Origin of the sequence: Bacteroides oleiciplenus YIT 12058 (genome assembly GCF_000315485.1) — a bacterium.
In the GTDB taxonomy this organism is placed as follows: domain Bacteria; phylum Bacteroidota; class Bacteroidia; order Bacteroidales; family Bacteroidaceae; genus Bacteroides; species Bacteroides oleiciplenus.
Genome location: NZ_JH992941.1, coordinates 88895 through 102062 on the forward strand (window position 1 = coordinate 88895; position 13168 = coordinate 102062).

7 protein-coding genes are annotated in these 13168 nt (G+C 41.8%); all 7 read right to left on the bottom strand.

The features are described from left to right. Positions 1-284 precede the first annotated feature (284 nt). The 7 genes from HMPREF9447_RS08685 to HMPREF9447_RS08715 all read right to left on the bottom strand — a co-directional run bounded on the left by HMPREF9447_RS08685 (position 285) and on the right by HMPREF9447_RS08715 (position 13164). Positions 285-4265 carry a hybrid sensor histidine kinase/response regulator transcription factor gene (locus tag HMPREF9447_RS08685; RefSeq protein WP_009129337.1) on the bottom strand — a complete coding sequence of 1327 codons (3981 nt, stop codon included), beginning with the start codon at positions 4263-4265 and terminating at the stop codon, positions 285-287. After that, complete coding sequence (locus tag HMPREF9447_RS08690; protein WP_009129338.1) at positions 4262-5146, bottom strand: DMT family transporter; 885 nt, start codon at positions 5144-5146, stop codon at positions 4262-4264. Before HMPREF9447_RS08690 ends, HMPREF9447_RS08685 begins: the two co-directional genes overlap by 4 nt. Before the next feature lie 46 nt (positions 5147-5192). Continuing rightward, positions 5193-6515, bottom strand: a complete 1323-nt coding sequence (locus tag HMPREF9447_RS08695; RefSeq protein ID WP_009129339.1) for a DUF6055 domain-containing protein — start codon at positions 6513-6515, stop codon at positions 5193-5195. A gap of 17 nt (positions 6516-6532) precedes the next feature. Continuing rightward, on the bottom strand, positions 6533-8866 hold the full coding sequence (locus tag HMPREF9447_RS08700; RefSeq protein ID WP_009129340.1) for a glycoside hydrolase family 127 protein: 2334 nt from the start codon (positions 8864-8866) through the stop codon (positions 6533-6535). Positions 8867-8887: 21 nt separating this feature from the next. Next, positions 8888-10372, bottom strand: a complete 1485-nt coding sequence (locus HMPREF9447_RS08705; RefSeq protein ID WP_009129341.1) for a DUF6055 domain-containing protein — start codon at positions 10370-10372, stop codon at positions 8888-8890. A 116-nt stretch (positions 10373-10488) separates the two neighbouring features. Beyond that, on the bottom strand, positions 10489-11475 hold the full coding sequence (locus HMPREF9447_RS08710) for a DUF4859 domain-containing protein (RefSeq protein WP_009129342.1): 987 nt from the start codon (positions 11473-11475) through the stop codon (positions 10489-10491). Positions 11476-11493: 18 nt separating this feature from the next. After that, entirely contained in the window at positions 11494-13164 is a 1671-nt protein-coding gene (locus HMPREF9447_RS08715) for a RagB/SusD family nutrient uptake outer membrane protein (protein WP_009129343.1), read from the bottom strand. Between the last annotated feature and the right edge of the window lie 4 nt (positions 13165-13168).

Genomic DNA, 13168 nt, shown 5'->3' on the forward strand with positions numbered 1-13168 from the left:
GAAAAGTATGCAAAAAAACAAATCAATTCTGCCAATTCTCATCTACGCGGTTTTGAATGAAATGATATACTGGGTATCTTCATTCCCCTCCTCCAGTTGGAGGAGGGGTGCCCGTAGGGCGGGGTGGTAGGTGAGAAAGAATACCTTATTCTTATGATTAATAGGTATTTTATTGTTTCACCTACCACCTCCCCCCGTTGGGGTACTCCTCCTCCCAAGAGGAGGAGAATTGAGATAGTACTACTGAATTATTTCCTTCCTTTCTGCACAGTTATGAATTAAATTCAACCAATGCTCGCATTATTAACAAACTCCCCCGGCTTTATGCCAAATTGTTTCTGGAAACACTTTGCAAAATACGACGGACTGTTAAAACCTACCATATAGCATATTTCATTAATACGGTATTTATTTTCCGCAAGCAGGGCTGCCGCTTTCTTCAACCTTACTATCTGTATCAATTCATTCGGAGTGACATTAGCCAGTGTCTTTATTTTGGAAAACAAACTGGAACGGCTGATACCAAGCTGTTCAGCCAGAAAATCAATTGTCAGTTCCGGTTCAGAGAAGTTTTGTTCGATAATCTCATTGATACGGGTCAGGAACTTATTGTCCACCGAGTTGCTGGCTATGCTGTTCAAAGGAACCATCGGCATTTTAGAAAACTTCTGGCGTAACAGATTACGCAAGTCAAGAAGATTCTTGATACATGCCTCCAGATATTGTACAGAGAAAGGTTTCTCGATATAAGCATCCGCACCGCAGTCCATACCTTCTATTTTAGAGTTCGTATCAGTTTTTGCCGTCAGCAATATGAACGGGATATGACTGATAGCCTGGTCCGCCCGCAAAACCTTGCAAAACTCCACCCCGTCCATGCGTGGCATCATCCAGTCGCTCACAATCAGAGTGACCTCATGTTCCTTCAGTTTTTCCAATGCTTCCATTCCGTCTTCTGCCGTCAGAATGGAATATTGAGCGGAGAAACTGCTTGAAAGGAAGTTCAGCATCTCTTCGTTATCATCCACAATCAGCATCAGCGGTTTGTCCTTAGAAGACACCACCGGCAGGCTTTCCGACAAGATATCTTCGGGTATTGCCGGATTGAGGACGCTTACCTCCCCTTCCTGAACCGCCGCCCCGACTTGTTCAATGGGCAACGTCACTATGAAAGAGGAACCTTTATTGATTTCGGACTCAACCTCTATGCAACCGTTATGCGACTCCACAATACTCTTCACAATACTGAGTCCGATACCCGTACCGGGTTTATTATCCATCGCCTGATAGAAAGGCTTGAAGATTTTCTTCCGATCTTCTTTGCTGATACCGATTCCGTTATCAGTTACTTTCACCACAAACGTATGTTGTTCCGGCTGAACAACACATGAGAGGACAACTTTATCCTTAGTATATTTGCTTGCATTCGTCAGCAGATTGCTTATCAGCTTGGTGATCGCCTCACTATCCACCATAGCCGTAAAATCGGCATCGGGATATTCCACTTCCAGATGCGCACCATGCTGGGTGATAAACGGTTTGAACCGCTCGCAAACCGCCTGTAGCAACTGGCGAATATTCTGCGAAGCATATCTCATGGTTATACCTTCCTGCTCCACTTTACGAAAGTCCAGCAATTGATTGACTAGGAACAGCAGTCGCTGACTATTGCGGTCGATAATATTCAGATCGTCCCGCAGTACTGCCGGCATCGGTATGGATGATTTCATAATTTTCTCCAAAGGACCAATGATAAGCGAAACCGGGGTGCGGATTTCGTGAGCTATCATCGTGAAGAACTTAATCTTAGCTTCATGCACTTCCTTCTCTTTGCTCACATTCAACTGATTGATTTCCGCAGTATGCTTCTTCTCCGTCCGCTTCAACAGGAAACGGATAAAGAAGGTCAGCGCTATGCATACCAATATGAAATAAAGAATCTTGGAAGCCGTACTCCAATAGAAAGGAGGATGAATGGTTATCTTCAAATTTGCTTCCTGATCGCTCCAAATCCCGTCATTATTCGTGGCTTTCACCTTAAAAACATATGTTCCGGCAGGCAGATTGGTATAAGTAGCTTTATTCTGGGAACCTACATAATTCCAGTCTTTATCGAAACCTTCCAGCTTATAGGCGTACTGGTTCTTTTCGGGTGTGCAATAGCTCAATGAAGCATAGAGCAGACTGAAAACATGGTCTTTATAAGACAAATCCAGTTCCGCCATCCGGTTCAGGGCTTTTGGCAACTTCTTATCTCCTATCCGGATTTCCTTGTTGAAGATTTCCAGTCCTGTGATAATGACTGGTGGAAGCACCTTATTCGTTTTTATCTGATAAGGATAAAAGGCATTGAAGCCATTGACCGAGCCGACATATATCTTACCGTCGGAAGCCTTCAAAGCAGCATTAGGCAGGAATTGTTCACTCTGCAATCCATCGCTGCGCGTAAAAACCTGGCAACTCTCGCCGGGGGCGTAACGAACCAGTCCTTTCGTCGTGGTCAGCCACAGCACATGCTGATCTTCAACTATGCCGCAAATGTTACGGCTGGGAATATCCAGAGGTATCTCTTCAAACAGGTCTTCTTCAGCGTTATACTTACAAAGCCCGTTCATCGTTCCCACCCACATATTTCCGTTGCCATCTATCAACACACAATTCACCTGATCGTTAACCAATGCACCGGGAACATCACTGTGCACGTAGTTCTTCCAGCTCTTTTTATCCGGATTATACTTAAACAAGCCTTTCCCCTGCGTAGAAAACCAGATGTTGCCATCGGCATCCTGATCTATATCGATGGTCAGCGATTCAAAGCCTTTGACTCGAATAAAGTTGTCTTCCTTGCGGTTATACAGGTTTACTCCTGCCATAGAAGTCACCCATATTTGCTTCTCCCGGTCACGGAAGATAGCATAAGAACTGGTGCCATCAAGGGTGTTCAAGTTATCCGTATAAGATGTATAGGCTTTAAACAATCCTGTTTTTAAATTCAGCACATTGACTCCTCCTGTATAAGTGCCAATCCATAAATAGTCGTCATCCAGACAAAGTGCATGCACATTATGATAAGAAAGACTGTTTCTATGTTCATCGGGCATATAATGAGTGAATTGTTTATCTTGGGGAGAGAAACGGCTCAAACCACCATCGTCAGAAGCTATCCAAATCTGCCCGTAAGAATCTTCACAAAAGCGTCCGATAACAGTTCCATTTACAGAGTTATAAAAGCGCGAATGAGAAAAACATTCAAACTGCCCAGTATTAGGCGAAAGATAATTTACCCCACCGTAATAAGTTCCTACCCATATTCCTCCTTCACGGTCTTTTACGATAGGATAAACAAAACGATTGGATAATGAATAAGGGTTCGTTTCATCTTCCGTGAACAGTTGGTGTTCACACGTAAGGGTATTAAACAACAAAAGCCCGTCATCCGAACCTATCAATAATTGGTGGGGAGCATATTCCATCAAAGAGTGGATATGTGTAGCCCCCTTACCATCCGACGGGTGCAAATAAGTGGTTGCCTTGCCTGTGTATCTGTCTATTTTCTGCAAACCGCATTCCCAGGTTCCCAACCACAGTGCATGTTCAGAGTCCTCCAACATGACCAGAGAGTTTGAGTCATATTTGCCTGTTTCGTAAGTGATAGGGAAAGGATCGAACTTATTCTCCGCCTTATTCAATTTGGAAACAGTGGGACTTCCCCAATTAGTGACTGCCCATATCTGATTTTCACTATCAATCAGCACACTGGCCATTAATCCATTGGCATCTTTAAATTCATAATGTTCCAGATAGTGTTTGGATATATTATACTTGAAAATACCTTGTCCTACCGTCGAAAGCCACAAGTTACCGTCTCTGTCTTCTACGATATGATTCACATTGCTCTTAATGCTATCACCTTGGGCTGTCAAGACTTTGAACCGCTCAAAGCTTTCTGTTTCATAATCAAAAATATAAATGCCGTCTTCTGTCCCTACCCAGATTTCATCTGTTGTGTCGTAAAGAGAGGATATATAATTATTAGAACCTTGCGGATTCAGATTATAAACCTTTATAGTAGTACCATCATAACGGTTCAATCCGTCATCCGTACCAAGCCACATAAAACCATGTTTATCCTGCATAATAGCACGCACTGAGTTGGATGATAATCCATCTTCCACAGAAAAATGGCGGAACCAGAAGTCAGTAGAAGCCGCCGGAAGAATCAACGGAATAATACCGGCTATTATAGCAAGGACAATCTTTTTCATTTCTTCACCAGATATTGATTGAACATAATTCCCATTACAATCAATGCAAGGCCGATGTAAGTTGTAAATACAATCTGCTCACCCAATATCATTGCAATAAAGAATAAAGACAAGAAGGGAGATAAGTAACAAAGCTGGTTGACTAGTGCCGGATTGGATGTTTTCCGCATGGCAAGACTAAAAAAGATAAAAGGAATACCCATTTCGAACCCGCCGACATACATACCCGACAAAATACCGGGCAACGTATCAAGATGTACGCCTACCCCCACAGCTCCTATCAGCAAATAGGCCGTGCCAAACAGGAAACTCATAAACAGCGCAATACTGCCGTCTGTTTTATCTTTGAACTTATTGTTTATCATCCAATACATAGCCCACAACAACGCACTCAATGCCGCTAACAACAAACCATGCACAGGTATGTCCATACCTCCCGACTGCCCCGTACCTACAGATATAAGCACCACTCCACCCAGAGAAATGAACATGCCGATATATTTCTTCGGTGGTATGGGCTGATGGGCGAACAAAGCCAACAGAATGAGCAGCACAATAGGCCATGCATAGTTAATGGGTTGAGCCACTTGTGCAGGTAGCAGATCATAAGCTTTGAACAACACCAGATAATAAGCGACAGGATTCAGTAATCCTAACAATGCAAAATATCCCCATTGGCGACCGGAAAGTTCCGACACTAATTTCCACTTTTTCTGGAAAGTCAGCAAAAGGGCAAATATGATTAATGAAGTACAACTGGCTATCAGCAGCATCTCAAAATGAGTAAGATGCGTCAAAGCTATCTTAAAAGCAGTGGCTACAGTAGACCAACTAAGCACTGCAATGCAGGCATAAACAACGGCACTTGTACTGTTTTTCATCGGTTTATATACGTTTCTTTTGCAGACATAGTATTTATCTGTATGTTTATAAAGGATTGCTTCCCGTAACCCTGATGCGGTATGGCCATTGAGCATCTTTCTCTCCCGGAGTAGGATTCATCCAATGCTCCGTCGGCGCTCCCATCACAACCAGCCACAAATAAGTCAGAGTTTGATCTTTTGGAGCTGTAAAAATAATACTTTTCCCGCTATTATCGCCCATTTCCCCATAAATAGATTCACCTTCTGCCGTTACGGCAACAAAACCATAACGCCAACCTGCCTTATCTGTATGAATTGCAGTATATCCTTCCTTTCCCGCTTCTCCGCAGAAATCCACTTTCACCTTCTCTCCCGGTCGAGGAACAGCCAAAGGAATCGCATTGAAACCATAATTCTCAGGACAATTCTCCGGTGCTATCCTATACCAACCATCCGGCTGAGCTATTAGCTGATAAGTATATTTATTGGCATACGGGCGTGTTTCTTTCCAGACGCGCGGAAAATCCCAGTTAATAAAGTGCCGGTAAGTATCAAACATCTCGTCACAGAATTGTCTCTGATTCAAAGCAGCCAAACGTTTGTAGGTGATAACTGGGTCTTCTCCCCGCTTTCCCTGACGGTAAAGTTCGGCTATGATGGGAAGTCCCCGTTTCATGCCCCAGTATTCCAATACGTAAGGTGAATGATAAATGTTCTCCATGTGGAGATAAGCCTTGTGAGTCAACTTCATGAAAGCATCCCAATGATATTTTTCATCAGTAATCCATTCGGGATTAACCTGCCACAGCATCCATTGCGAAGTCATCTCAAAGAAACCGCATCCTCCCCAGGCTTCGCCTTGCCCGTCACAACTGATCTGTGCCTGAAAACTATGTCCCAATTCATGGGCGATGCAGTTCAGTTTCTTATCTTGCACACGGTTGGGAGCAATCCATAATGCACCGATTTCTCCGTCATAATCTCCACCATAGGCTGTGCCTTCCAAAGAGTAGTTCAGCATGACCATCATACGATACTTGTCGCACTTGGAACCGGGACGTGAGAACTCCAGTGTATCACGGAAGAAACGGTAAAAGCTCTCCAACTTATCCATCAGATTCGGTAAATCGACCTGCATATTGTGCCCTTCCAGCTGAGGCGGATTGGATAAATCATTCCCAAACCCTTTCTCCCAGAAGATGACAAAGTTCTCTGTACAAGCCATACGATGATAACTCCATCTGCTTTCAGGATCATTGAGGTTCATACTCTGCAAATCTTTCGGAATATAGATTGCTTTACCTTCAGGAAGAACGGGCTGTTGAGCCGAAAGAGAGTTTCCGGCTACCAGTCCGATTAAAAGAAATATGAAAATATGTAGCTTCATTAGTATTGAGTCTATTTTTACTTCTTCATTAATCTACAATTATAAATATTGCTCACACGAGTTTTATCATTAGCACGGAACATAACTCTTACTTTGTCTTTACCTTTCGTTACTTTCAGCGGGATGTTGACTACATGTTCTACAAACCCTTGTGTGGCATCTGTGAGACTAACCGGCTGTACCCAATCGTCAATTAGAACATCGAACGTATATTTCCGGCTATCCCCTCCGTAATAAGTCAATAAAAGTTCCATGGGTTGATCGTAACCACATTTCATATCAAAAGCAAACCAGCCATTCTCGTAAGCAAAACGATATTTGCGCAGATAGCCTTCGCCGTTACGAGTATTTTCGCCTTTAAGGTTATGATCCCGCTCGGGTTGCATTTCACCAAGAACAATATAATCCGTTGTCATTTTATCCAGTTCAGCAATGCGCTCTAATTCTGCTTTACGTTTTTCCTCAACGACCTGCCATTCAGCAGGTGAATATACATCCCAATAAACGGTCTGGTTATCATCTGCTACTTTGTAGAAAGGCAACATTTTCACGTTATCCGGGCCTCCGGGTAATGTAGTTACAAAATTGATTGGAGTATCACTAATCTTTTTTATGTAGTTTGTCAGACTCTTCTCTTCGGATACAAATACAGGGATATCTCCCATCTTTCGTTTTTCCGTACCAAAGGTTCCCGCCAAAATAGTAGGCCCGTAGAAGACAGCACGGCGGTCAGCATTATCAGGCATAGACACCGTGTAAAGTGGCATAGGTAATATCAGTTCTATCACATCATTCTTTTTCCATCTGTGATGTAGACTGATAAATGAACCGGGAGTATTTCCTACTTTTTGCTTACTGCCGTTTATACGAACAACAACATCTCCCGTAGCCCAAGCTGGACGACGCAAGTTGATGGTAAGTGATTGTTTCGAAGTTTCTTCCAGTTTTATCACTATTTTACCATGTTCGGGATAATCGGTAGTCATACGAAGCTTTAGACTTTTCTCTTTCCAAGTTAACACAGAAGGTATGTAAAGATTTATATTTATCATTTCTTTTCCAGGCACATAGCTATAGATGGTTCCACCATACTTGGAGTGGTTCTCGAAGCCACTACCCATGCAACAACTGAAATTATTGTGCCGGCTACCGAAACCTTTATGTGTGCCCATCCCTAATGAAAGGAAATAGCAGACATTTCCGGTTTCGGGATGCTGTGAAGCTAGAATATGATTGTATAATGCCCGTTCGTAATAGTCGAGGTATTGCACGTCGTTCGTCCACTCATAAAGGTGTCCGGTCAGTTTCAACATATTGTAGGTGTTACAAGTTTCACAGGTATTACTCCCCAAACGGTCACTTAGTTTGTCGGGTACAGAAAGATATTCGCCCATACTATTTCCACCATTAGCATAAGAATGATGAAGAACAATAGTTTCCCAAGAGAAACGAGCAATTTTCTCATCGCGTTGATTTCCTGTTAATTCATATTGACGAGCACTACCGATCAGTTTAGGTATCTGGGTATTGGAGTGCAAACCTTGCAAAGCATCTATCCCCTCCGCTAATTTATCCTGCAAACGCTTATGATAGAAAGCGTAGGAGGCATCAAGGTATTTTTCATCTCCGGTCAACGCATACACTTGCGCGAAGGCTTCATTCATACCACCATATTCACAATTCAGCATGGTCTGCATCTGTTCTTCATTCAGAGGAGCAATAACATCTGCCAGATAATCGGACAAGTTGATCAATACTTTCTTTGCTGTTTCGTTTCCTGCCAGCAAATAAGCATCGTTCAGGCCCATCATTGTCTTGTGCTCATTGTACCAAGGTACCCAAATGCCGTTCAAGTCAAAGCCCATAGAACGAATAATGCCTTTCTTTACTTCCTTGAACACTTTATCACCTCCGGGCATTCCGCCAATGAAACCGTTAACAAAGTTCATTTGGCAAGAATCCAGTTCATTGACCACATAGTCTATCTTAGTTTTAAAAGTCTCGTCACCCGTAGCGGCATAATGCTGTGACATGGCAGTAAGCAAATGTCCCAACGTATGTCCGGCAATGCCCATTGACTCCCAGCTATCGTAAGGTTCCGCCTTCGGCCTCAAATTCGCATTCTTGCGGAAGTTAGAAAGTAGTCGATCTAAGTCTAGCTCTTTCATCCATTGTTCATTCTGATTCATGGCATGCAAAAAGGGACTTTCAAGAAGACGGACATCCTGAATACCAAAATACTTTGTTTTAGGAGCAATAACATCCTTTACTACGGGTTCATATTCCTGTGCCAATACCACCTGACTTACAAGAAGAAAGATGGTAAATATTATTATATACTTTGCTCTCATTTCACTCTTATATTTAAATTACTAATTTAATAAGTCTGTCCCTTCAAATTTCACTTTATAAGGACATTGAACATCATCTATCTCGTCTTCGTTCCAAGCATGAGACATATATTGTTCAGGAGCTCCCATCACTACAAAAAAGAGTTTATTAGTCCCTTCCAAAATTGTATAAAATACTGTACTCTCTTTGTCTTTATTCATCGGAGTATATTGAGCTACACCATTGACGACAGCCACCAATCCGTACCTCCATCCAGCAGCAACATTATTTCTGTTATAATTAGTAACAACACCGACTTTTTCGCCATCTGCATTAACAATAGTTCCCGGATCTTCCGATGCCAAACTACTGCCTGTGTCCAATCCTACAAAATCAACCTTAACAGTGCTGCCCGCCTCCCGAACATCTAATGATATAACATTAAATCCCGTACTCCCCGGACAACTGGAATAACCTACTTGATAATATCCACCACTAATATATAGTTTGGTAGAATATTTTTTTGCGCTCTCAGTAACATATTTGCGCACAATATCAATGTCATAAGTAGCCATTCGTGTAGCATAGTCATAGAGTACTTCATAAAGAGCGGTCACCTTACCATCGCAATACAACCGCTGATAAGTCATAAGCGGATCTTCAGGAAATCTCGATAATTTCCATATCTCTCCTACTACACTAACACCATGTTTCTGTGCCCAGTAATAAGGTAACCAGTAACTGGCATAACGCATCCATTCGTGATTGAAATGACGGTGGTAGTTGGCTTTCCAAACATCCACATGATATCCAAATAGTTCCTGAGGATAAGTTTGAAGAGATTGCCATTGCGCACACTGTTCCCAAAAAACATTGCCTCCTTCACCATTCGGTCCAAAGCCATAACGAAAACCTTGATGAAAGTCTTTGGCAGCTCCATTCAACAGCTTGTCACAATACACTTGATATTGGAAACTATGCCCTATTTCATGTGCAATCGTAGAGCCTACCGGTTTGCAAGTACTCGGATTTACCCATAAAGCACCGATTACATCGTCATAACCAGAACCTGTAGCCAACCACTCCTCTTGATAAAGCAAATAAATTTGCATCTTGTACCGATCCAAATAAGATTTACCCTGCCCTACTTCGGCAAACTTCAACGTCTCAATATTCGTCTGATAAAATTGTTCAGCTTTTGCCAGTAGGTCATCTACATCAACCCGCATAGACTCCGAAACACTTTTAGCATTAGGTTTTTTTCCGAATCCTGCTTCCCAGAACACAATAAAATGTTCACTCTGCTGATAGCGATAGAAGGACCATTTAGCATCCTTCGAAAACATATCCATTGTTGCAAACTCTGAGGGTTTGTAATATTTCTCATAGTCTGATATGTCTGAAGGTTTAAGTACATCGGGCTGCTTAACTCCTTCAGGGTCATCCTGACAACTCAAAAAAAACAAAGCAGCAACAATAAACATGAAGCCAATCATCCCGTTATTATAGTTTCTTCTTCTATTCATGGAAATATATATTATACAATTGCTTTCTGAATGAAAAATGAGGATCCCTACTTTATAATATAGAGATCCCCACCTCATTCTGAATAACAAAAGAATATCATTCTTTATTCATAAGTTTATTCCATTGTAATACTAATTACAAAACGCAATAGATTTGCCTTATTTGTTTTGTCGCGGAAACCAATGCTGATAGTATATTTATCACCTGCAACCGGTGTAGCTGAACGACCAATGTTCAAAGCTTCATCACTTATGCTACATTCTGCGAAAAGAGAATACCCTGCCACTCCCCAATTGGTAACCGTACCGTCTTTCATCATCCAATAGCCGGGAGCATTTGCTGTATATGAGCTTTCTTCATCCCATTTCAAGGATTCAAGGTTAACAGAATACATATGAATATCACCTTTTCCGTCACCATCAAGCCCTTCACAGAATTCTGCAACAGTCATCCCAAAACGTTCCTGTATCTTGTCTGCATAATCATTAAATTCAATAGAAGCAGCCGAATACTCGCCATCCGGAATATTGATAGATACTTCAATCGGGACGTCTATAATTACAATTTCACTGAGAATACGTACATATTGATCGAAGTCAGTTCCATTGATTGCAAACCCTACATTAATACTAAGTGTCGAACCTGCCACAACATTTTCCAATGCATTTATCATGATTGTTTTGTCCGAAGTATTTAGCTCTACGGTAAAATTGGCATCAGCTTGGCTGGAGATATTGCCCATCACATCAAAATACCATCCTGCTGTTCCCTTGTTCGGAACCGTTCTATCCCAAGTATTACGGGCGGCATTTATACTACGAAACACTACTTTACCGCTTGATATTCCGGCAATGGTTTCATCTACCGTCATCCCCAATTTCGTTTGAAACAATTCAGCATAATCAGCCAAATTGATGATTTGAGTTTGACCAGCACCAAATTGTATCTTTTTCGTTACTGTTGCTTCTGCATCAGCACGCAAATAAGGATTTTCATTCTCGCCATACGCATGCTTGCTTGTGGCATCTTCCCAGTTTTCGCTGCATGCTGTCAAAGAGAGGAGTAATCCTCCCAATAGTACATAAAGTATATTCTTTTTCATTGTTTACATATTTAGCTATTAATACCCGGGATTTTGTTTTAAATTCACATTACCTTCCATCGCTTCCTTCGGAATGGGGAAGATATTAAGATGATTATCCGAAACATCCGTCACCCGAGGCTTACAGAACCATGATTTACCATTGTATACATTTTGACCATTTGTCATTTTGAAACGAATAAGATCCTGACGACGAACATATTCTCCCACAAATTCCCAAGCACGTTCATCAAGCAAACCGCCCAATTCAATGTCAGCACCACCTTCTATTTCATTAAAGATCTTTGCAGGATCATTTTTCCCCATTTCATTGCGGTTTTCACGATGCCCATACGGATAGTTACTGCCACCTTTAAGTTGCGCTACGGTACGAACAGCCTTTGCTGGATTGGATTTAAAATTACGTGCACGAACTTGTGTTACCAAGTCGGCAGCATCTTGTTCTGTTTCTCCTTTGTATCCACCCAATCTGAGCAAACATTCGGCTTTTTTCAACAGCACATCGGCATAACGGTAGAAGGGTACATCATCGTAATTTGTAGCCATATCACCGGGAAGAATCTCATATTTTACTAAACGCCCGCCTTCATATTCGTAACAACCAGGTTGGTCGATACTACGTATTTCTTTGGTGTAAACTACCTGCACACCATTAGCTATAAGAGGCGTTCCATCCATTGCATATTGAGGCGTATCTACATTCCAACAATCTTTGTAGCGCCCATCCGCAGCATCATACGAATCAAGAAACTGTGACAATACGTTAGCACCGCTAGTAGCCCATGTATTAAAGCCATAAGTCTTCTTACTGATAACAGCAAGCCACATACTGGCATAATAGTTACCACCTCCATATTTTTCTGTATAAGGTATTCCAAAGATAATTTCCGGATTACCGGATATATCTTCCTTGAAATTATCCAGATAGTTGGGAGCCAAAGAATAAAGGCCACTCTCAATAATTTCATTCAGCTCATCGATACACTTACCATACCATGACTTGTCGGAATCATCATTAAACCATGCATTGTGGTTTATATACATATTGGCAAGTAGCATATTTACGCTATAGTTATTGATACGTCCCATGATCTTCTCATTTCCGCACTTGCCTTTTACATCATTTAGTTCAGAGATAATAAAATTCCACATTTCCTGAGGGGTAGCTTGTTCTGGCAACCATCCTGCTTCATGGTCAGCCTCCGTGTCCAACGGAACATTACGATATGCATCAAACAACATATAGTAATATAGTGCGCGGTATGCTCTAAGTTGTGACACAGTAGTCTCTACTGATTGTACGGCAGGATCGGCTAATAACCGATTACAAGCGGTAACACCAGCAAAAGCACGTGTCCAAAAAGCGCCAAAATGCCATATCGTAGGATTAAATTCATGCTTGTGCAACGGGATATAAAGGTCACCCCAACCAATACCGATACGATTCGGAATACACCAAAGGTCGCCTGAAAGCCCTGATATATCAGAATAACTATACCATCCCCAAAGGACATCACGCAAACTATTGTATACAGGAATAAACAAAGCCTGTGCATCTTCGGGAGTAAATTGATAAATGTCGGGAGACATGGTATCATAAATCTTCTCGGTTAAGTCAGTACAACTGTTGAACGAGAGTGAACATGCAATAAGTGCAGTTCCAACATATGTTTTTATTTTTGTTTTCATATTT